General features: G+C 59.5%; 19 protein-coding genes. 4 read left to right on the top strand and 15 right to left on the bottom strand.

Going from position 1 to position 21,429, the window contains the following annotated elements:
* Positions 1 to 94 precede the first annotated feature (94 nt).
* From IG168_RS13145 to IG168_RS13115, 7 genes are read right to left on the bottom strand one after another with little or no spacing between them, the layout of a single operon-like run.
* Positions 95 to 796, bottom strand: coding sequence for a hypothetical protein (locus IG168_RS13145; RefSeq protein WP_193164858.1), 702 nt, complete (start codon positions 794 to 796; stop codon positions 95 to 97).
* A complete protein-coding gene (locus tag IG168_RS13140) occupies positions 789 to 1,280 on the bottom strand; it encodes a DUF2878 domain-containing protein (RefSeq protein WP_193164857.1) in 492 nt (163 codons plus the stop codon). The genes IG168_RS13145 and IG168_RS13140 overlap by 8 nt, the downstream gene beginning before the upstream one ends.
* A 29-nt stretch (positions 1,281 to 1,309) precedes the next feature.
* Positions 1,310 to 2,566 carry an SAM-dependent methyltransferase gene (locus IG168_RS13135; protein ID WP_193164856.1) on the bottom strand — a complete coding sequence of 419 codons (1,257 nt, stop codon included), beginning with the start codon at positions 2,564 to 2,566 and terminating at the stop codon, positions 1,310 to 1,312.
* Complete coding sequence (locus IG168_RS13130; protein ID WP_319024706.1) at positions 2,563 to 3,345, bottom strand: DUF1365 domain-containing protein; 783 nt, start codon at positions 3,343 to 3,345, stop codon at positions 2,563 to 2,565. The genes IG168_RS13135 and IG168_RS13130 overlap by 4 nt, the downstream gene beginning before the upstream one ends.
* Positions 3,317 to 4,654 carry an NAD(P)/FAD-dependent oxidoreductase gene (locus tag IG168_RS13125; RefSeq protein WP_193164855.1) on the bottom strand — a complete coding sequence of 446 codons (1,338 nt, stop codon included), beginning with the start codon at positions 4,652 to 4,654 and terminating at the stop codon, positions 3,317 to 3,319. The genes IG168_RS13130 and IG168_RS13125 overlap by 29 nt, the downstream gene beginning before the upstream one ends.
* Complete coding sequence (locus IG168_RS13120) at positions 4,654 to 5,430, bottom strand: SDR family NAD(P)-dependent oxidoreductase (RefSeq protein WP_193164854.1); 777 nt, start codon at positions 5,428 to 5,430, stop codon at positions 4,654 to 4,656. Before IG168_RS13120 ends, IG168_RS13125 begins: the two co-directional genes overlap by 1 nt.
* Positions 5,431 to 5,433: 3 nt before the next feature.
* Entirely contained in the window at positions 5,434 to 5,865 is a 432-nt protein-coding gene (locus tag IG168_RS13115; protein WP_193164853.1) for a nuclear transport factor 2 family protein, read from the bottom strand.
* A gap of 173 nt (positions 5,866 to 6,038) precedes the next feature.
* Between IG168_RS13115 and IG168_RS13110 the strand changes: the two genes are divergently transcribed.
* Entirely contained in the window at positions 6,039 to 6,260 is a 222-nt protein-coding gene (locus IG168_RS13110) for a hypothetical protein (RefSeq protein ID WP_193164852.1), read from the top strand.
* A gap of 60 nt (positions 6,261 to 6,320) precedes the next feature.
* On the opposite strand, the gene IG168_RS13105 is transcribed toward IG168_RS13110, so the two are convergent.
* Positions 6,321 to 8,189: a CocE/NonD family hydrolase gene (locus tag IG168_RS13105; protein ID WP_193164851.1), complete on the bottom strand. Its 1,869-nt coding sequence runs from the start codon at positions 8,187 to 8,189 to the stop codon at positions 6,321 to 6,323.
* A gap of 355 nt (positions 8,190 to 8,544) precedes the next feature.
* On the opposite strand from IG168_RS13105, the gene IG168_RS13100 reads away from it, so the two are divergent.
* Together IG168_RS13100 and IG168_RS13095 are read left to right on the top strand one after the other, a co-directional pair.
* A complete protein-coding gene (locus IG168_RS13100) occupies positions 8,545 to 9,174 on the top strand; it encodes a sigma-70 family RNA polymerase sigma factor (protein WP_193164850.1) in 630 nt (209 codons plus the stop codon).
* Positions 9,171 to 9,863: a ChrR family anti-sigma-E factor gene (locus tag IG168_RS13095; protein WP_193164849.1), complete on the top strand. Its 693-nt coding sequence runs from the start codon at positions 9,171 to 9,173 to the stop codon at positions 9,861 to 9,863. Before IG168_RS13100 ends, IG168_RS13095 begins: the two co-directional genes overlap by 4 nt.
* Before the next feature lie 66 nt (positions 9,864 to 9,929).
* On the opposite strand, the gene IG168_RS13090 is transcribed toward IG168_RS13095, so the two are convergent.
* The gene (locus tag IG168_RS13090) at positions 9,930 to 13,469 is read right to left on the bottom strand and encodes an indolepyruvate ferredoxin oxidoreductase family protein (protein ID WP_193164848.1); all 3,540 of its coding nucleotides are present in this window, start codon (positions 13,467 to 13,469) and stop codon (positions 9,930 to 9,932) included.
* Between the two features lie 286 nt (positions 13,470 to 13,755).
* Here IG168_RS13090 and IG168_RS13085 point away from each other — a divergent pair, with 286 nt between their 5' ends.
* On the top strand, positions 13,756 to 14,247 hold the full coding sequence (locus tag IG168_RS13085) for an Lrp/AsnC family transcriptional regulator (protein WP_193164847.1): 492 nt from the start codon (positions 13,756 to 13,758) through the stop codon (positions 14,245 to 14,247).
* On the opposite strand, the gene IG168_RS13080 is transcribed toward IG168_RS13085, so the two are convergent.
* The 6 genes from IG168_RS13080 to IG168_RS13055 all read right to left on the bottom strand — a co-directional run bounded on the left by IG168_RS13080 (position 14,228) and on the right by IG168_RS13055 (position 21,298).
* Positions 14,228 to 14,434 (bottom strand): DUF2905 domain-containing protein, encoded by a 207-nt coding sequence (locus tag IG168_RS13080; RefSeq protein ID WP_193164846.1) that lies wholly within the window; start codon positions 14,432 to 14,434, stop codon positions 14,228 to 14,230. The two genes, IG168_RS13085 and IG168_RS13080, sit on opposite strands and share 20 nt — an antisense overlap.
* A 163-nt stretch (positions 14,435 to 14,597) precedes the next feature.
* The gene (locus IG168_RS13075; RefSeq protein WP_193164845.1) at positions 14,598 to 16,820 is read right to left on the bottom strand and encodes a M3 family metallopeptidase; all 2,223 of its coding nucleotides are present in this window, start codon (positions 16,818 to 16,820) and stop codon (positions 14,598 to 14,600) included.
* Between the two features lie 344 nt (positions 16,821 to 17,164).
* Positions 17,165 to 17,854 (bottom strand): glutathione S-transferase family protein, encoded by a 690-nt coding sequence (locus IG168_RS13070; protein WP_193164844.1) that lies wholly within the window; start codon positions 17,852 to 17,854, stop codon positions 17,165 to 17,167.
* Positions 17,855 to 18,086: 232 nt separating this feature from the next.
* Positions 18,087 to 19,475 (bottom strand): class II 3-deoxy-7-phosphoheptulonate synthase, encoded by a 1,389-nt coding sequence (locus IG168_RS13065; protein WP_193164843.1) that lies wholly within the window; start codon positions 19,473 to 19,475, stop codon positions 18,087 to 18,089.
* 113 nt (positions 19,476 to 19,588) lie between these two features.
* Positions 19,589 to 20,779: an amino acid aminotransferase gene (locus tag IG168_RS13060; RefSeq protein ID WP_193164842.1), complete on the bottom strand. Its 1,191-nt coding sequence runs from the start codon at positions 20,777 to 20,779 to the stop codon at positions 19,589 to 19,591.
* Positions 20,780 to 20,800: 21 nt separating this feature from the next.
* Entirely contained in the window at positions 20,801 to 21,298 is a 498-nt protein-coding gene (locus IG168_RS13055) for a MarR family winged helix-turn-helix transcriptional regulator (protein ID WP_193164841.1), read from the bottom strand.
* Between the last annotated feature and the right edge of the window lie 131 nt (positions 21,299 to 21,429).

Raw genomic sequence — 21,429 nt, 5'->3', positions numbered from 1 at the left:
GTTATGCGCCAGTTGTCACAAGGAGAATTGGCGACTCTGAAGTCGGCAGTGGTGTGGGAATCGTGACGGAGAGAGGTTTCGCCGGCGGCGAGTTTCAATCGTAGTGGTAGTGAATCTGCAGCCGCTGGGCGCTGCTGCGGTCATCGAGGACATTGACGATACCCTCGAACTGTTGCAGGCGTCGGGTTGCGCGATCGTATACCAGGTCGAGATCACCGGCGAAGAAACGCAATAGCGGCTGGGCAAGGTCGACTCGCAGACACAGCGATCGCTGGTCGCCAGAATGGCAATCGACACGGCGTGCCCGGAGTTCTATACCGCGGCCGTGCGGTGGTGACGCAAAATCGAATCTGGCCTGACGCCCCGCAACCAGTTCATCCCAGTGTTTGCGCACATAGTCGTCAAAACCGGCGTCAATCACGTCAATACCGTTGATTGGTACCCGAGCCTCTTTCCAGCTTGCCGTCGCGGACTTGCGATAGCGCAAAAGCCAGCTATCCTCGCCCTTCCGCACCTCGCGCCGCTCACCATTGCGATAGTCTTGTTGCACCACTTCCGGCAGACTTGTCGCCGCCCCGTCTTCACTCGCCGCACCAAAGAGATCTTTTTCCGCAAAGCGGTGGCCACTCGGCGTGTAATAGAGAACCCGGGTCCGGTTATCTTCGGTAGGCAGAAAGTATTCGCAATAGATCAATTGCTGGGAGTCGGGCTCGACTGCAAGCCCCGTCACATGGGAGGGTCCGTCATAGCCGCAACCAGACACGCTGACTGATGCGGCCACCAATAGGCTAAGCACTCTCCGCCCTCCGGAAACAGGCACTGCGGGCAAGCGACGCCGCTGCAGGAAGGAAGCATGCCCAGGTCACGACGAGGATCAGCAGCGAACGATATAAAGGGGGTTGTAACGTAACCGAATCATTGAGCAGGGTGCCGCAATAATAGCTGAAAGGCCCGGCGACCGCGCCAATTGCGCAGGCCAACCAAAGATTGCGCTGCAAAAAACCAAAGCAATAGCGCAGCGCCAGGGAAAAATTCAACCACAAAAACACCAACCAATAAGGTGGCAATCGCCCGGCATCGCTATTCTGTAAAATACCCAACTGAAACATGGATCCGTCCAACAGAATTCCAGCCCCCGAGATTACCACAACCCAGAGAAGAAAATCCTGTTGGCGGCTGGCGATGAATTTCCAGTGCACGACTAAGTTGACCACCGTAATGCCAATCACCAGCTGCATATTGTCGTCGGCAACACAGATTAACCAGGTGACCTGAAACAATATACCGCTGGCAACGATCCGCCACACCGTCAGAAGGACTCGCTCTTACAGTCGGGTTTGGCGAAGACGAACTGTGCGGTGCTGATCACGCGCTCATTAAAACCGCCCTCGCAGTAGCACAGATAGAATTCCCACATTTTGATAAAACGCTCATCGAATCCCTGTCGTCGCACATCCGCAATTCTGTCGAAGAACGCCTTGCGCCAGGCGCGCAGGGTGCGCGCGTAGTGACTGGTAATGTCCTCCAGGCTGACTATCTGCATGTCGCTACTCTCCGCAACATGCTGCGCAATGACCTGATTGGAAGGCAGGCAGCCGCCGGGAAAAATATAGCGCTGGATAAAGTCGACCTGCTTGCGGTAACTGTGGAAGCGCTGGTCCTGGATAGTGATGGCCTGGATCACCATCAGGCCATCATCCTTCAGCAACTGGCTGCAGCGGGAAAAGTACTCTTTGTAATACCGATATCCGACCGCCTCTATCATTTCGACGGACACCAGTTTGTCGTACTGGCCTTCGAGATCGCGATAATCCTGCAGCAGCAGGGTGATCCTATCCTGCAGTCCTTCCCGCGCCACCCAGGCCTTGGCGTATTCGTGTTGCTCGCGGGAAATGGTTGTCGTGGTCACGCGGCAGCCGAATTTCTTCGCCGCATGAATCGCCATGCCACCCCAGCCAGTGCCAATTTCCAGCAAATGGTCCGTAGGCTTTAGCTGGAGTTTGTGGCAGAGCCTGTCCAGCTTGTGCACAGATGCTTCGTACAGACTGCTTTCCGCAGTGGGAAATACCGCGGACGAATAGAGCATGGTGTCGTCGAGGAACAGGCGGAAGAAGTCGTTGCCCAGATCGTAATGGGCCGCAATATTCTTGCGGGAACCGCCGCGGCTGTTGGCATTCAGGCGGTGAAGTACGGTCAGTACGGCCTTGTGCAAAAAGCTCCAGCGAGAATCCATGTTGTCCAGCAGGGACATGTTGCCCACCATCAGCCGGATTACCCCTACCAGATCCGGCGAACTCCAGGCGCCCTGCATATAGGCTTCACCGGAGCCAATGGTGCCATTGAGCAGTACCTGCACATAGGTGCTGTCGTCGTGAACACAAATTTTGGCGCTGACATTGGCCCGCTCTTCCGGCTCGCCAAAGGTAAATCGCTCGCTACCCTCTTCGACAACCAGGTGCCCGCGCTGAATGGTGGCAAGTTTCGCCAGAACCAGACGGCGTGCCAGCCGCGTAAGCCAGGTAGCGCCGTCGTCACGGCTTGAAAATATTTCGTCGACTGTTTTCATCGGCGCTGTTCTCCTGCTTCGGCCTGCGCGCGGCGATTCGGGTGGGTGAATACCGGTACGCGCTTGAGCCACAACTTGAAGGCCTGCCAGTAAATGGCACCAACAACTTTTACGGTCATTAACGGATATCGGATCAGTATACGATTCAGCAAAGTGGAGGAAATTTCCTCACGCTGCAGACTCAGGGTGGCGTCGAAAACTCGCTCCCCGTCCTGGTAGTTCTGCAGTGTGGCGGCCAGTCTCTTTCCGGGTGCGGTGCTGCGCCATCGGTAGCGCTGGTCCATCGGCATAAACGGCGATACGTGAAATGTCTTGGCAAACTCCCCGCGCTGAATCGGCGTTGCATCGCACGTATCCAGCAGGTAGCCGTGGCGCTCATTCCAGGGGGTATTGTGTACATCCAGCAATATCCACCGCACCTGGATTCCCGAATCATCGAAACAGTAATAAATACTGATGGGATTCATGTTGATGCCGAAGTAGCGCCAGTTGGCGAGCATACGGATCGGCCCGGTGGGTCTTTCCCCACTTTCCTCGGCAACGCGACGGCGCACCGCCTCGTCCAGGCTGAGTGCCGGGTCGCCAAAGAAATCCTCGCGTCGGAAGCGCGCCGGCGCCCAGCGACGGCGAGACCACAGGGGTGTCTGCTCCAGCATCAGGTCCAGTTCCGACAGATCCAGGTAAACCATATATACCCGGTAGCGGAATTCGTGAGCCCGCGGCGTGTGGCGACGATGCCGCACCCAGCCGCTATAGATCGCGCTCTGCAACGGCAGCACCTCGTTCAGTCTGCGAGGATTCAGCGGCGACCCACGGTGAATCGGCACCGCTTCTGCTCTCGAGGGTTTCACCAAAAGCCCGCGCCACACGCAGCGCGCTGGTGACACCATCTTCGTGGAAGCCATTGGCCCAGTAGGCGCCACAAAACCAGGTACGGTTTACCCCGTTGATATTCTTCCACTGGGCCTGCGCACGCGAGCCGTTCACGGAAAACTGCGGATGCGCATATTCGAAGCGCTTGATGATCTTGCCTGGATCAATCACTTCGTCGCCATTAACGGTCACGCAGTAGGTTTTTTCGCTGTCCAGCCCCTGCAACAGATTCATGTTGTAGGTCAGCACCGGCGGCTGGCTTTCGCCGGCCTGCAGGCGGTAATTCCAGCTGGCCCAGCTGCGCTTACGACGCGGCAGCAGCGCTGTGTCGGTATGCAGTACCACCGAGTTGGCGGCATAGGGAATTGCACCGAGGAGATCGCGCTCGTCGTCGCTGGCGTCGGCAAGGCAGGCCAGTGCCTGGTCGGAGTGACAGGCAAACACGACCGCATCGAAATGTTCTTCACCGCCTTCCGCCGTCTGCAGCACGGCGCCGGAACCCGTCCGCCGAACGGCTTGTACCGGTGTCGACAGGCGAATCCGGTCGGCAAAAGAGCTGATCAGCGGAGCGATATATTCACGCGAACCGCCGCAAATCACTCGCCACTGCGGCCGGTCGAATATATTCAGCAGGCCGTGATTGACGAAGAACCGCACGAAGAATTCGGCCGGGAAAGCCCGCATCTGCGCGGTACTCGCGGACCAGACCGCAGACCCCATGGGTACCAGGTAACGATCGACAAACTCCGCCGAATAGCCATTGCGCGCCAGGTATTTTCCGAGCGTCATGCCCTCGTCCAGTTCGCCCGCCTGCCAGTCGCGCACGGCGGCGCGATTGAAACGCAGGATATCCCGCAGCATGCGCCAGTGGCCGCGACTGAACAGGTTGCGCCGCCGCGCGAACAGGCTGTTGAGGCTGTTGCCCGCATATTCATAGGGCCCGGATTCCGAACAGACGCTGAAGCCCATTTCAGTCGGCTGCGATGCCACGCCCAACTCATCCATCAATGCAATGAAGTTCGGGTATGTCCAGTCATTGAAGACGATAAATCCGGTATCGATAGCGAGGATGCGGCTCCCCTCCTCCACGTCAACAGTCGCGGTGTGCCCGCCGAGGCGGTCTTGCGCTTCAAACAGGGTGATGTCGTGCCGGCGGTTCAACAGGTAAGCGGCAGTGAGTCCGGCAATGCCGCTGCCGACAATGGCGATACGCATCAATGTTTCCTTAATGAATGAATGCGGGTGATTCTGGGTGCGCAGTAGCGAAACCACAGCAGGCGGAAGAAACCGAAAAAGCGCAGCGGCCAGCTGAGCCGGCGCGGGAAATCGATGATGTGTTGTCCGCGGGCGAGTCCGCGTTCGACACGCTCGGCCGCCTGCTCCGCGGTGAGCATAAATGGCATGCTGAAATCGTTGCGTTCGGTTAACGGCGTGTCGATAAAGCCGGGGCGGATATGCGCGATATGCAGCCGCAGGTGGCTGCAATCCGCGCGCACGGCATCGAGGAAATAGCCCAGCGCCGCTTTGGAGGCACCGTAGGCTTCTGCACGGGGCATCCCGACCACGGACGACAGGCTGCCCGTGGCAGCGAATATCGGTGCGCGGCTGTTGGCCAGCAGCGGCAGAGCCTCGCGCAGCGTGTTGACCACACCGAAAAAATTGGCATCGAACACGCGCCGGTAGCTGGCGGTATCCAGTTTGAGGTCGTCGTCGTATTCGCAGGTACCGGCACAGGCGATCACCATGTCCAGCTGGTCGGTCATCTCTGCCAGGCGCGCGCCGGCCGCGGACATACCGGCATCGTCACCGACATCGCACTCCAGAATACGAATACGCTGGGGCGAAGCCCGCTGTAGCTCGGCGAGCGCCTCCCGCCCGCGGCTGCTGGCGATGACAAAGTTGTGCTGTTCGGCCAGCTTCAGCGCCAGGGCGCGGCCGATACCGGAACTGGCGCCGGTAATCCAGATGGTTTTGTCGCGGATTGTTGTCACGGTTCAATCCCCAGCCCGAACCATGCAGGATTTGACTCCGCGCACCAGGGCGCCGAGCAGCGGTACCCGTTCATAGACCATGGCACCCAGGTCGTAGAAGTCCTCGTGGTAGTGCACCCTGTCGGCGTAGCGCAGCAGGCTACACCCGCGCAGGACGAGGGGCTTGCCGCCATTCAGGCTGCGATGGGCATAGTGCATCTTCCAGGGAAGGCAGGCGCTGCCATCGGCGATACTCGCGTCGTCAAACTCAAAACGGCACTCATGCAACCCCTCGCCCATCGCCGCGAAGTAGCGCTTCAATGCCTGCAGGCCCTCAATTCGGTGCAACGGATCGCAGAAGATCACGTCGTCCCGGTAGAGCCGGTCGAGCTTCGCGGGGTCCCCATTGAGGTAATCGCGGTAGTAGTCCTGCAGATCCTGAATCAGACCGGCCATATTCCCTTCCACTGTCAAACCGAACTGGCAACTAATACGCCACACCGTCGGCGATGGATCACTGCGCTGACCGCTAACGGCCATGGAGCGTGCTAGCACGGGGCGCGATTGTGGTGATTCGAACGCCGTCCGCCCGCGAAGTATGGATCGACAACGGCTTAAAGGGGGCGAAGATGGCGCAGATAACGCATCTCAACAGCAGCGGACAGAATGCAGGCGCCGAGAATCGGGAAGGTGGCGAGAGTGACGTGCGGAAAATGCTCGGCGCGGAGCGCGATCAGCTGTCAGGTGAACGGCTGCCCCAGCTTTTTGCCGCGCTGACCGGAGCCTACCGTCACCGCCTCGCACCCGGCCCTGCAGCGCCAAAGCGGCTGACGAGCGGGCGCGGGCAGTGATGATTCAGACATGGCGCAAAGCACAGCACTTTGACGCCACGAGAACAGGATTCTTCAGGTTTACAGTGACATTACAGGCAGCGAGATCTGTGATGCATGCTCACCGCCGGTTTTCACCGAAAGCAGCGCATCGGGGAATGGCGGCGCTTCCATATTGTCTTTGTCTCCGCCCATGATCGCGACGCGAAGACGGTTGCCTTTGTTGATGCGGTATACCACGGGCATGATATCGAAGTTGATTTCGACCACCTCACCCGACGTCAGCATCTGCTGGTCTTCCTGATAGGCGCGGTGCCAGGGAATGCCCAGCATGTTCCAGGGCGCGTCGCCTTCCTTGCGCAGGGAGACTCTCAGATGACCTTCGGTGATGTAGTTGGAACGACCACTGCTGTCGACCTCTTCCAGAACAGCGTAAACATCCGCATCCGGGGTGCTGGCAGACAGATACATTTTCACCAGTGGAATACCGGCTATCACCATATCCTTATCCATCGGAGGCGTGGTGAATGTCAGTGAGCGGGCGTCATTTTCGGTCATGTCCGGGTAGAGAGCAGGTTCACCGAAATTGGAATCCCAGCGCGTCGCGGTACCGGTGGTGGTATCCAGGTTGACCTGATACTCGGCGGCGGCACTCTTTTCAGGAGCCTTAACCGACAGCACATAATCCGCTGGCAGCTTCGGTGAGCCCTGGCTAGTGGTCGGATTGAAGAAGTAACTGACGCGGTTATCGTCCAGCGGGAAGTTTGGCATTGGGATCCACTTCCAGCTTTCGCGCATGGTATCTACTTCCGCGACGTTAATATTAGGCTCGTCCATTACGCCGTTGTTAATGCCCTTCAGCCAGTAATCAAACCAGCGCAGCATTTCCGTGCCGTAGACTTTATCCCGCTCCGCCGCTTCAACATCGTTGTTCGCCTCATGAGCCCAGGGCCCAAAGGCCATTTTCTGGGGGCCGCGATAGTTGTAGTAGTGCAGTAGGGTATCGGTGGTATAGGGATCGTGCCAGGCACCCAGATGATAGATGGCTACACCAGCTTCGTTGACGGCCTTATTTACGCTGGAAGGCATGTCCTTGAACCAATCAAATTCAGGGGCTGTTGAGTCGCGGAATTTTGCCGCCCCCAGAGGAGAGATGGGATCAAAATTGGTCTCGTGTTCTGTAACAGCGGCCGCAGCCAGAAAACCATCGGTGTCGGCATCAACCGGGGTAGGCTTGCGAACTTTATCCAGGTACTGCGTGCCCTCACCCCAGGTCTTCACCTGATCTGCATGCAGGATGCCGCCATGGCGAATGGCATCATAAAAATTGAAGTAGCCATTTTCCGGGGTTATGGCCTTGAGGGCGGGGTGCTTGGTGCTTGCGGCCATGTACTGGGTAATCCCCATATAGGACACGCCGTACATGCCAACATTGCCATCGCTGAAATCCTGTTTGGACAGCCAGTCGATAACATCGTAGGCATCGCGGGTCTCAGGCGCGCTGAACAGGCCCTCATACCGGCCAAAAGAAGCGCCGCCACCGCGCACATTGACGCAGACAATCACATAACCGTGCTTCGCCAGGCGCTGCAAAATAGGATTACTGGTGATATTGAGCACCCCAGCTTCCCACTGGCGGTGGTAACGGGAATATGACCACAGAACTGGCAGGGCTTCCTCGGTCACCACGCCGTTGTTGGCAGGCCGCGAAATATCCGCTGCGAGTCGCGTTCCGTCACGGGTTGTGATGTATGTCGAAGTCGTCACCCAGCCATCGAAGCGTTCCTGGGAGTAGCCCTCGTAACGGCCAAATTCGGATATTTTCTGTTCATCCCGGCTCTGTAACGGCTTATCGGCGACAGTTTGCCCCGACTCTTGCCCGCAAGCAGTGACAAACAGGGTCGTCACCACCAGGCAGGCAAGCCAGAGTTTATGCAGATTATGTTTCACCTTTGCTCACCTCATTATTTTATAGTTACTGTAATATTACATGAGATGTATATTTTCAAAGCCCTCTTTCGCTTACCCCTCGATCTCTGCGCTACCGACTGCTCCCCATAACCCAGCTCCCGCGATAACTCCCCATTGACCTCCCCAGTTGATGACTCAGTTTCTGAAGCAGCCCACGCATGCGCCACTCCGTTGCTGGACCGAACTGACAGCCCATACGCCGCCACGGGCGGAGTCGCGCACAAGCTCGCCGTCTTCCCTGCGCCGAACGCCGCCAAAATCTATTCCAACAACAGAGATCCGATCGCGCTTTTCGAGCGTAAGAGGGTTCGACAGACAGTAAAAGATCGCTAAGATGGCGCAAATCACACCAATAACCAGCGGCAGGAACACGGTGCAGGTACCTCAGGATCGCGACGATGACTGGAGCAAGCTGCTCAAGCTGGTCGGCGGCAAGCGCGACCGGGCTGCGTTCGAGCGCCTGTTCAACCACTTCGCCCCGCTGATCAAGGGTTTCCACCACAGCCGCAACAGCCAGGCCTTCAGTGCCGACGCGGCGGACGAGCTGGTACAGGAAGTCATGTTCAGGGTATGGCGGAAGGCGCCGGCATTCGACGCCGGCAAGGCCTCGGCCAGTACCTGGATCTACACGATCATGCGCAACTGCCGTATCGACATGCTACGCCGCGGCAGTCGCCACCGGGATGCCGCGAGCGATATCGAAGTGGAAGATATCTGGGACGAATCGCCAGAAGGACAGCCGCTTGTGTTCCTGCAAAAGTCGCGCGATGAGCGCGATATTGCCGAGGGCCTGCGCAACCTGCCCGCCGAGCAGAGCCACGTATTGAAAAAGGCTTATATGGAAGGGAAATCCCACAGCGAGATTTCCGACGAGCTGGGCCTGCCCCTGGGGACAGTGAAATCCAGGGTGCGGCTGGCCCTGAAGAAGTTACAAACCAGTTTAATCAGGTCAGGTGCAGAATGATCCGTCACCATCCCGATCAAAACATGCTGCTCGAGTACGCCGCGGGGAACCTGCCCTGGGCAGTGAGCCTGTCGGTATCCGCACACCTGCAGCTCTGCCCCCAGTGCCGGCGGCACTGCGAGAATTTGAACCATCTGGGCGGCAACCTGCTCGATGACAGCGAACCCCAACCAACGGCAGATGATGCGCTGCAGCGCCTGCTGGATCGTATCGAGGTAGCGGAGCGGCAATCCGCGGAAGAACCACGGACTGCGACGGACACCCGGGCCGACAAACGCGGATCCAATGATCCGGCGCTGGCAAACCTGCCGCGGGTAATCGACAAGCTGGTACGCAACAACTGGCCATTGAAATGGCAGCGGGTGTCGCCGGCGCTGAAGATGTCGCGACTGAAATCCGGACAGGACCGTTACGAAGTGGCTTTCCACCGTATTGGCCGCGGCGGCAAGACGGCCGAACACGATCACCGCGGCCAGGAAGTCGTACTGGTACTGCACGGTCGCTTTTCCGATGCCGACGGCGTCTACGGGCCGGGGGACTTCCTGGTACGGGAACCCGGTGAGGTGCACAGGCCGATTGCCACTCAGGATCAGGAATGCCTGTGCTTTTCAGTTGTGGAGGCACCGGTGGCAGTCACCGGCCTGCTCGGCTGGCTGGTGAACCCCTTCCTGTCTTTTCGTCCAGGGTGAGCTGCTCCCTATGACGACGCAGCGGGATCACCCCCCGATCCCGCTGCCTTTTCTTTAATCCCGCCCTCAGACTTCGACGGCCAGAGCAGCTTCGCTATCGCGGTCCTCACCATCGCCACCGGCAAAGTCGTTCAGCAGCTGGTTCCACTGGTCGCGCACCTGGGAGAACTTCTCCTCGCGCACGTGACCGTAGCCACGCACCTGCAGCGGCAGCGCCAGCAGCTCGTGGGCAGCCGTTGCATTGTCGGTGCGCAGACCCGCGGCAACGGCAATGACCGCGCGCTCGACCTGGCGGGCCCAGCTGCGCTCGATGCGGCGCTCGCGGGTATAGCCGAATACGTCGAACACGGTGCCGCGCAATACCCTGCCCTTCGCCAGCAGTGGCATCAGTTTGCCCATCCAGGAGCCGAATACCATCTTGCGAATTCTGCCGCTGCTGTCCGGACGCGCCACTACCGGCGGCGCCATATGGAATTTCAGGCGGAAATTGCCGGTGAAGGTCTCGCGTAACTGACGCTGGAAATCCTCGCCGGAGTACAGGCGGGCAACCTCGTATTCGTCCTTGTAGGCCATGGCCTTGAACAGGCTCTGTGCCGCAGTGCGGGTCAGTGCATCGCCGCCGTTCAGGTCTCTTTCTGCGCTGTGCAGGCGCTCGATTGCGCGGGTGAAACAGCGCGCATAGGCCGAGCTCTGGTATTGCGTCAGCTCAGCGGACAGCCGTGCGATCAGCTGTTCCACCGACTCCTGCGGCTCTACCAGCTTGACCGGCTGTGCCGGCACCGCCAGCTGCTCAACTGCCTTCGGGTTTACCGCGAGCAGGCGGCCCGCCCGGAATGCACGCAGGTTGTTCTCCACCGCCACGCCGTTCAGCTCGATGGCCCGCTCCAGCGCCGCGTCACCAATCGGCAACAGGCCCTTCTGGCAGGCATAGCCCATCATCATCAGGTTGCTGGCGACGGTATCGCCAAACAGCGCCTGGGCGTATTTGTTGGCGTCGAACGCGAAGTATTCGGCACTCAGGGATTCGATGCTCTGCTGGGTGGCATCCGCCGGGAACGCCAGCTCGTTGTCGCGGACGAAAGCGGCCACCGGAACTTCAGCGGTATTGACCAGTGAGCGGACTTTGCCCGCGGCCAGCTTCGGCCGCTGCCCCGCCGCGGTCACCATATCGCAACCCAGCAGCAGTTCGGCCGCGCCATCGCGAATACGCGCCGTGGTGATATTCTCAGGCTTCGCCGCCACTTTGACGTGGGCCACGACGGCACCGTTTTTCTGCGACAGCCCGGTGAAATACAGCGTGGTGCTGCCCTTCTCTTCCAGATGCGCGGCCATCCCCAGCAGTGCCGCCACGGTGAGCACACCGCTGCCACCAATACCGGCGACGAGCACGCTGAGCGGCTGCTCCAGGTCGGCCAGCGGCGCCGCCGGCAGGCCGGCAATCGCGGCATCGAGGGATTCGGCCAGGGACTGTACCGGCGGCTTTTTCAGTTCACCGCCCTCGACCGTCACAAAGCTCGGGCAGAAGCCGTCCGCGCAGCGCAGGTCCTTGTTGCAACTGGACTGGTTGATCTGGCGCTTGCGCCCGAATTCGGTTTCCAAGGGCTCCACGGCGATACAGCTGGACTGCACGCTGCAGTCGCCGCACCCCTCGCAGACGCGGTGGTTAATCAGCAATCGCTTGGGCGGATCGACCATCTGTTTTTTCTTGCGCCGGCGGCGTTTCTCCGCCGCGCAAACCTGCTCGTAAATAATCGCAGTAACACCGGGCGTCTCGCGCAGGCGGCGCTGCACGGCATCCAGTTCCGAACGCGGCAGCACCTCCACTTTACCCGGCAGTTCGCCGCGGTGGGCGCGCCCCCATTTTTTACGCCAGAGTTCCGGGTTCTCGGTCATCAGCACGACGGTACCCACACCCTCGGCCAGCAGCTGGGCCGCCAGGCTGGGGGCATTGACCTCCCCCTCGGCGGGCTGACCGCCGGTCATGGCTACGGCGTCATTGAGCAGGATCTTGTAGGTGATGTTGATCTTGCTGGCTACGGCCTGGCGGATCGCCAGCAGGCCAGAGTGGTTGTAGGTCCCGTCCCCCATATTCTGGAAAATATGGCCAGCGCTGGAGAAGCGATGCAATCCCACCCACTGGGCACCCTCGCCGCCCATATGGGAGAAGGTATCGGTGCGCAGGCCCTTGCCCAGCGCCATGATATGGCAACCGATACCGGCGCTGCCGAGGCTGCCTTCCGGCAGTTTGGTAGATGTATTGTGCGGGCAGCCGGCGCAGAAAATGGGCTCCCGCGCGAGCAGCCCGACGGCCTTGGCGGGTACGTTGCCGCCGAGCTTTTCCGCCAGCGGCGCCAGCTGGGCAGACATTTCCGTGTCGGCGAGCCAGCGGGCGATCGCCTTGGCCACCTGGTCCGGGCCAAAACCCCAGATCGCCGGCAGCAGATCATTGCCGTCGAGATCTTTCTTGCCCACGACTTTCGGTCGCTCGCCATCGGCCCAGCCGTACAGCAGGTTCTTGAGCTGGTCTTCCACCAGCGGCCGCTTCTCTTCGACCACCAGCAGGCGTTCCATACCGGTAGCGAACTCCGTCATGCCGCGGGGTTCCAGTGGCCAGGCCATGGCCACTTTGTAGATGGAGATACCCGCGTCCTGCAGGTCCTGTTCGGTCAGGTTCAGCAGTTCCAGCGCCTCCAGCAGGTCGCCGTGGGCCTTGCCGACGGTAACGATACCGAAGCGTTTCTTCGGCGCAGCGACGACGGTCCGGTCGAGGCGGTTGGCGTAGGCAAAGGCGCGCGCTGCCGGCAGGCGTTCTTCGAGCATACGCCGCTCGTACTCCATGCGCTCCGCCGGCCAGTTGAGGTGCGGGTCGTAATTCAGGCCGTGGGCCGGAATTGGGAAATCTTTGGGAATCGCAAACTGCGGCAGTTCCGGCACCAGCAAGGATGCGCCGGCCTCGACCGTTTCAGTAATGGTCTTGAAACCGACCCAGAGTCCCGAGAACCGCGACATGGCAATGCCCGCCAGCCCCAGGGTCAGGTACTCTTCGATCGTGGCCGGGAACAGCAGCGGCATCATCACCGACTCAAAGATCTGGTCGGTGTTATGAGAGAACATCGAGGACTCGGCGGTGTGATCGTCACCACAGAGGGCCAGCACCCCGCCGAGCTTGGACGTGCCCTGCACATTGGCCTGGCGAAAAACATCGGCACTGCGATCCACACCGTGGCCCTTGCCGTACCAAATGGAGAAGACGCCGTCGCGAGTGGCCTGCGCGCGATAGTGGTCGAGAAGCTGGGTGCCCCAGATATTGGTGGCACCGAGATCCTCGTTGATACCGGGCTCGAAGTGAATATCGCGCTCGGCGAGAAGTTTCTTGTGCCGCCACAGGGCCTGGTCGTAGCCGCCCAGGGGCGATCCGCGATAGCCGGAAATAAAGCCCGCGGTATTGAGCCCTGCCCGCTCATCCAGTTGTTTCTGCATGATCGGCAGGCGCACCAGCGCATCGATACCGGTCAGGAAGACACGGCCGGCATCTCGGGTGAATGCCGCTGTCAGGGAGTATTCGCTATCGAAGCCCAGCTCCTGATCGCCTTCTACCATCGCCATGGGGTACCACCTGTTTTTGATTATCTGTCTGCGGGTAAAATTAACACCCGCCAGCGAAGCAGGTCATACCAAATTAGACTGCGATCAGGCATAATGACGGCATAAGTCACCACTGATAGATCGGTATCAGCAACAAATCACTCAAATCACACCATTCTGGGGAAGGCAAGCGAAACGCCACTTGGCGCTAATTTCCCCGCTGGCAAGACTGCGGTAGAGCACTATAGTTGTTCACAAGTTGTTCGCAGTCGGGTGTGATCACCATAGACGAGACACGGAACCCCCTATGGCCTACGTACTGGACGCCATCGACAAGAAGATCCTGGAAATCCTTCAGCAGGACGCCACCATCCCCAATATCGAGCTGGCGGAGAAAGTCTGCCTGTCCCCTTCCCCCTGCTCCCGACGGGTCAAGAACCTGCACGAACAGGGGTTTATCAAACGGGCAGTCACGTTGCTGGAACCGGAGATGGTTGGCCTGCCGGTGAGCGTTTTCATCCAGGTCACCCTGAATCACCAGGTAAAGAAAGAACTGCAGGATTTTGAATCGGTCATTGGCCAGTGGCCAGAAGTCATGGAGTGCTATCTGATGACCGGTGACTTCGACTACCTGCTACGTGTGGTGGTGCCGAACCTGCAGGCCTACCAGGAGTTTCTCGACAAGAAACTCACCGAACTGCCTGGCATCGACCATATCAAGAGCAGCTTCTCCCTGAAGCAGGTGCGCTACCGCACTGAACTGCCACTGGAGCAGCTGGTCAGCGCCGGAAAAAGCTGAGCAGCACACTGAGTGCGACGCTCAGTATGATCATCGATGTAATTGGGATAAAAACCTTACTGTGCTCTGACTCGATGCGAATATCCCCGGGCAGGCGGCCAAACCAGGTAAACAGCCCGGGCACGAAGTGGTAGAGCACTCCGGCGGCAACCAGAATGCCGCCGATCACAATCAGCCACTTATCCATATCTGCTCCACGGCCCTATCCCGAATCAAATTCTAGCTCAGGGAAACCGCGCCACCCGGTCGCCGGCTCCCCGCAAGCAATCCCCTTCCACAACATTCCGTTGGCGCAACAAAAAAGGCCGCGCTGCTTGCGCAACGCGGCCTTTTTCTCAGGAAGTTGCCGTTTAGTCTTTAACGGCAACCGTACTGGCTTTTTCGCCCGGTACCGGGAAACCGCGATCGCGCATCAATGCATCGATCTGGGCATCGCGGCCACGGAAAGCGCGGTAGGCTTCCGCGGGATCCACGGCATTGCGCGGAGCAAACAGGTTATCCACCAGCTTGCGCGCTACGGCCTTGTCGTAGAAACCACCCTTCGCTTCGGCGAACGCTTCGGCAGCGTCCGAAGTCAGTACATCCGCCCACATGTAGCCGTAGTAACCGGCTGCATAGCCTTCACCGGAAAAGACGTGCCCGAACTGCGGAGAACGGTGACGCATCACCAGTTCGCTCGGCATGCCCAGCTCGTCCAGAGTCTCGCGCTCGAACTTGTCTGGATCAATACCTTCCGGATCCACAGTGTGGTACTTCATGTCCATCAGCGCAGATGCCAGATACTCAGTGGTAGCGAAACCCTGGTTGAAGGTGGCGGCCTTCTTGATCTTGGCAATCAGCTCGGCCGGAATCGGCTCCCCGGTTTTGTAGTGCACCAGGTAATTGTTGATCACCGCATCGGTGGACAGCCAGCGCTCCAGCAGTTGCGACTGGAACTCGGTGTAATCGCGCACACCGCCGTTCAGCGTCGGATAGGCGACGTTGGATGACAGGAAGTGCAGCGCGTGCCCAAACTCGTGGAAGAAGGTCTCCGCATCGTCCCAGCTCACCAGGACCGGTTCACCCGGAGCGCCCTTGATGAAGTTGGAGTTGTTGGAAGCGAGTACCGTCTGCTCTCCATCAAAAGTGGTGTGATCGCGGTACATGGTTGCCCAGGCACCGGAGCGCTTGCCCGCCCGCGCAAACGGATCCAGATACCAGAGGCCGATATGCTTGCCGCTGGTTTTGTCGGTCACTTCCCAGACTTTCACATCCGCATGGAAAACCGGGACCTTGCCCGCCTCGACCGGAGTGAACTGGAAATTAAACAGCTCGCCGGCCACGTAAAACATCCCCTCGCGCAGCTTGTCCAGCTGCAGGTACTGCTTCACTTCGTCGGAATCCAGGTCATACCTGGCCTTGCGGACCTTCTCCATGTAGTAGCGGTAATCCCACGGCTTGATAGTGATATCCGCGTTTTCGGAATCGGCCAGAGCCTGCATGTCCGCAACCTCTTCCTTCACCCGCGCGACCGCTGCCGGCCACACAGCTTCCATCAGGTGCATGGCATTTTCCGGAGTTTTCGCCATGCGGTCCTGCAAACGCCACTCGGCATAGTTATCAAACCCGAGCAGGCCGACGCGCTCGTCGCGCAGCTTGAGTATCTCCGCGATGATCGCATTGTTGTCGTGCTCACCGCCGTTGTCACCGCGATTGTAATAGTTGCGCCAGACCTTCTCGCGCAATTCACGATTGTCAGAGTAAGTCAGGAAGGGATCCATGGAAGAGCGCGTATTGGTTATCGCGTAGTTACCCTTCTGCCCTTTCTCTTCCGCCAGTGCCGCCGCAGCAGCGATGAAGGAATCCGGCAAACCTTTCAGCTGGTCGCTACGCAGGAAGATATCGTATCCCTCTTCATCCGCCAGCACGTTGTTGGAAAACTCGGTATAGAGCTTGGCAAGACGCTGGTTGATTGCCGCGTAGCGCTCCTTGGCCTCACCGGCCAGCGTCGCGCCATTATTGGCGAACTGGTTGTAAATCAGCGAGACCAGGCGCTTCTGGTCACTGCGCAAATCGGCGCTGTCGCGAACATCAAACACCGCTTTTACGCGCTGGAACAGCGCATCGTTCTGGGTGATCTTGGACTGGAAATCGGCCAGCTTAGGGGCCATTTCCTGCTGCACGGCGCGAAACTCCGGCGACGACAGGTTGGAGCTGTAGACGCCCCAGTACGCGAAAACGCGATTCAGCTCGGCGCCACTGCGTTCCAGCGCTTCGATGGTATTGGCAAATGTCGGAGCCTCCGGATTGCCGGCAATCGCGTCGATCTCTGCCAGATTGTCGGCCATTGCCGCTTCCAGTGCCGGCTTGAAATCTTCTACGCTAATTTTGTCAAATGCCGGCACGCCACCGTAAGGACCCGTCCACTCTGCCAGCAGCGGATTCTGCCCTACCGCCGACTTACCGGCCTCGGCAACCGCGGACGCTGCCTGGACACTCCCGTGCGCTGACTGCGCCTGGTCCGTTCCTTTACTACATCCCCCAGCGGCCGCCAGTGCCGCGGCAATGGACAGTGCGATCAGTGATTGACGCATTTCCACACTCCCGTTCATTTATAGGTATTTGTCGTTTATCGCGCCCGAGTGTAACCGGAGCATTACGATACCGCCATAACGACACACTCAATTTGCGTAACTGACGACAGATCGATGCTTTTCCGCGGCAAGTCCCCTCACCTGATCAACAAATAACCTCTGGGCGGGATGGATATGTTTGCTTTTACGATCATATGATAACGACTTAACACGTGGGTTTATTGAAAGTACTGGATATCGAGGTAACCGGTAAGAACTGGAAAACTGGGCGGCCATGACCGCCAGATATCAGGGAGAGTTCGGCGTGCGGCCGCGATGGGCCGCGCACTGCTACGGCGAAAGGTTCAGGCAGGGTTGCGACGGTTGTCCTCGAGGATGGAGCCAGCGCGCGCCAGCTCCTCTTCGTGTCCCGGCTCCCGCCAGGTTTCCTGCAGCGCATCGGCCACCCAGACCCGCATCGCCGGCAGCTGCAGCAGGCGCTCGGCATAGGCCTCCGCGGCCGCGCTCAATTCGAGACCGTAAGTTCTCGCTCGGATCGCGACCGGCGCATAGAACGCGTCGACCGCAGTGAACGTATTGCCGGCCAGGAATGGCCCGCCGAATCGCTCCAGCCCTTCGCGCCACAGCTCATCAATTCGGTCGATGTTTTTCTGCAATGCCGGCGTGATCTCAGCCAGCGCAATACGCACACCACAATTCATCGTGCAGATATCCCGCAGCGCGCCGAAACCGGAGTGCATTTCCGCAGTGGCGGAGCGCGCCCAGGCCCGGGCGCCCCGCTCTTGCGGCCACACCTGCGGAAACGACTCGGCGACATACTCGACGATAGCCAGGGAATCCCACACCCGCACCTCGCCGTCCACCAGGCAGGGCACGAGGCCATTGGGCGCAAAGCTGCGAAACTTCTTCCAGCTGCCGCCTTCATCGAATGTCACCAGCTGCTCTTCAAACGGAATTTCCAGTTCCTTCAGCAATAGCCAGGGGCGCAGAGACCACGAAGAGTAATTTTTGTTGGCGATATAGAGCTGGTACATGGGCACCCCCAAATGGCATGGATAAATTCAGGAACGGACAAAGTAATTTCTGGAATTCGCGCGCTACGAGCTCCCCCGGGTACCCATAGCGCTTTCAGAAACGATAGCCGATGAGGCTGTTTCCGAAAGCGCTACCGGGACCGAGGCCGGATTAACATGCGAGATCAGGCAGCCACCGCGGTCGCCCTTCAGTGGGAGATAGCCGAACTAGCGCTCAGACCTCTCCGCCAAATCAGGTGCGACTGTCGCGCAGCCACTCGGCAACGCAGAACGCCAGCTCCAGTACCTGGTCCGCGTTCAGGCGCGGATCGCACTGGGTGCGATAGCAGCTGGCCAGGTCCGCCTCGGAAATCCTCCAGGCGCCCCCGGTGCATTCGGTGACGTGCTGGCCGGTCATCTCCAGGTGGATACCGCCGGGATGGCTGCCCTCGGCGCGGTGCACGGCGAAGAAATCGCGGATCTCCCGCAGAATCTTGTCGAAATTCCGCGTCTTGTAACCACTGCTGGCCTTGACCGTATTGCCGTGCATCGGGTCGGTGCTCCAGACGACCGAACGCCCTTCCCTCTGCACTGCCTGTACCAGGGCCGGTAATTTGTCACCGAGGGTATCGGCCCCCATACGGGTAATCAGTGTCAGGCGCCCGGCTTCGTTATTCGGGTTCAGCTTGTCGATCAGGCGCAGCAGCTCATCCGGCTGCATGGTCGGACCGACTTTGACCCCGATCGGATTCCATACACCGGACAGGAACTCCACGTGGGCGCCATCCAGCTCGCGCGTGCGCTCACCGATCCACAGCATATGTGCGGAGCAGTCATACCATTTGCCGGTGATGCTGTCCGTACGGGTCAATGCCTGTTCGTAATCGAGCAGCAGCGCCTCGTGCGACGTATAGAGTACCGTCTCGCGAATGGCCGGCGTATTGGCGGAGGTGACACCGCACACGGCCATAAACTCCAGTGCGTCCTGCAGGCGCTCCGCGAGTTGCGCGTATTTTTCCCGCTGGGGGTTGTTTTCGAGGAAGCTCAGGTTCCAGCCGTGCACCTCGTGCAGATCGGCCAGGCCACCCTGGGCAAAGGCGCGCAACAGATTCAGCGTGGCCGCGGACTGATTGTAAGCAGTCAGCATGCGCTGCGGATCCGGCCGGCGCGCTTCGGCGGTGAAATCGATTCCGTTGATGATATCGCCGCGATAACTCGGCAATTCCACCCCGTCGATCGTTTCCGTATCCGCTGAACGTGGCTTGGCGTACTGACCAGCCATGCGGGCGACCTTCACCACTGGCAGATTGCCGGCAAAGGTCAGCACCACCGCCATTTGCAGCAACACCTTGAAAGTGTCGCGAATGCGGTTGGCATTGAAATCGGCAAACGACTCGGCGCAGTCGCCCCCCTGTAGCAGGAAAGCCTTACCCTCGGCCACCTCGGCCAGTTGGCGGCGCAGCTCTCGCGCCTCGGCGGCAAACACCAGTGGCGGATAGCCGGAAAGCTGTCCTGTGACCTCACTCACCTGCGCGGCGGAATCGTATTTCGGTTGTTGCTTTGCGTCGAAATCGCGCCAGCTTTGCGGCGTCCAGATTTTGGTGGGGGAGTCGGACACGGGGCTATCTACCTCAACTTCCATTTTCGGCTCTTACTTCAAGGTTAACAACGCGGCTGAAAACTCGGTGGGCGAGTTTTGCGTTCAGTCCCGGGCGCGATGGGTTTACCCGCCCGCGCCCGGGATACCTGCAGATATTACAGGATGCTGGCGACCGCCTTGCAGAAATATTCCATATTACCCTGACTCAGGCCCGCAATGCTGATGCGGCTGGAGTCGACCATGTAGATGGAGTATTCCTTCTGCAGGAGTTCCACCTGCTCCGGGGAAATGCCGAGGAAGGAGAACATGCCCTTCTGGCGCTGGATGAAGCTGAAGTCACCGGCGGCACCCGCCGCGGCGAGGTTTTCCACTACACCGGCGCGCAGGCCGTTGATGCGCTCGCGCATCTCGGTCAGTTCCGCTTCCCAGTTCGCACGCAGGCTGGCATCGGTCAGGATGGACTCGACAACCGCTGCGCCGTGGTTCGGCGGCATGGAGTAATTGCCGCGAACGACGTTCAGTAACTGGCTCTGCCCCTTGTCTGCCGCCGCTGCATCGTTGTAGATCGCCATCGCCAGGCCGACGCGTTCGCGATAGAGACCAAAGTTCTTGGAGCAGGAGGCCGCCACCAGCATTTCTGGCACTGACGCCGCCATCAGGCGAAGGCCCCAGGCGTCGTCATCGAGGCTGTCGCCAAAGCCCTGGTAGGCCATATCGATGTAAGGGGTGAAACCCTGCTTCTGCGCCATTTCCACCAGCACTTTCCACTGCTCGCGGGTCAGGTCCGCGCCACAAGGGTTGTGACAGCATGCGTGCAGCAATACCAGGTCGCCCTCGCCCACATCCTTCAGCGTGTCGACCATTTGATCGAACTTCAGGCTGCTGGTGGCGCGGTCGTAGTAGGGATAGCTCTTGATCTGCAGACCGGCGTTACCGAGCAGCGGCACGTGGTTGGCCCAGGTCGGGTCGCTGACCCAGATGGTGGCGCCCGGCTTGGCGCGATTGGTAAATTCTGCCAGTACGCGAAGTGCACCACAGCCGCCCGGTGTCTGTGCGGAGCGCACGCGATTGGCCAGCAGCGCGGGATGGTCCGCGCCCAGGATCAGCTCCTGCATGGCGGTATTGAATCCCGGCGTACCGGCAGGACCGATATAGGCCTTGGTTTCCTCGCCCTGCAGCAGGCGCGTCTCGGCTTCTTTTACCGCCTGCAGTACGGCGGTGTGTCCGGACTCGTCTTTATAGACGCCCACCCCCAGATCGATTTTGTTGGGATTTTCGTCGGCGCGATAACTGGCCAGCAGGCCCAGAATCGGATCCGGCGGAAGACTGCTCAAATGTTCAAACATGCGGATACTCCTGTTCGTCCGTCAATCGATCAGACCGCGTTCGGCCCAAGCCTGAGCGCGGTCCATCAGCTTTTCTATAATGCTGTCCAGTTGCCCGCGCTCTTCGATGCTGAGCGAGGACATGAGGTCGGCCTCGTATTGCTGCGCCAGGGGCACGATACGCGCATAGACGTCCCGCCCCAGCTCCGACAGGTTCAGGACCTGGCGACGGCGATCGGCCGGATCCTCACTGCGGGTGATGTAATCGTTCTTCAACAGTGACGACACGGCGCGGCTGATGGCCACCTTGTCCATCGCCGTCTGCTCCACCAGGTCGGCGGCAGACATATCCGGGAAACGCCCCAGGATGGCCATCACCCGCCACGCGGGAATCGTTAGGTGAAAACGCGTCCCGTAGGCATCGGCAATCGCGTTACTTACCCGGTTCGAGAGCACCGACAGGCGGTATGGCAAAAACTTTTCCAGGCGCAGATCGTCTGGCGCCAGAGCCGCGGTGGCGGTGGTGTTATCAGTTGTCATGGCGGTTCACGCACTCGCTGTTGCACGGGTTGAATCAGGTTACAAAGGTAACTAACATTGGTTTCAATTGTAACCACTTTCCCCGGAATTTTTCCGGAATGCCGGCATTCCGCGGCGATTCCCCGGCATGG

It is taken from the genome of Microbulbifer hainanensis, from assembly GCF_014904735.1.
GTDB lineage: Bacteria > Pseudomonadota > Gammaproteobacteria > Pseudomonadales > Cellvibrionaceae > Microbulbifer > Microbulbifer hainanensis.
This window is presented reverse-complemented; position numbering and strand designations above follow the sequence as displayed.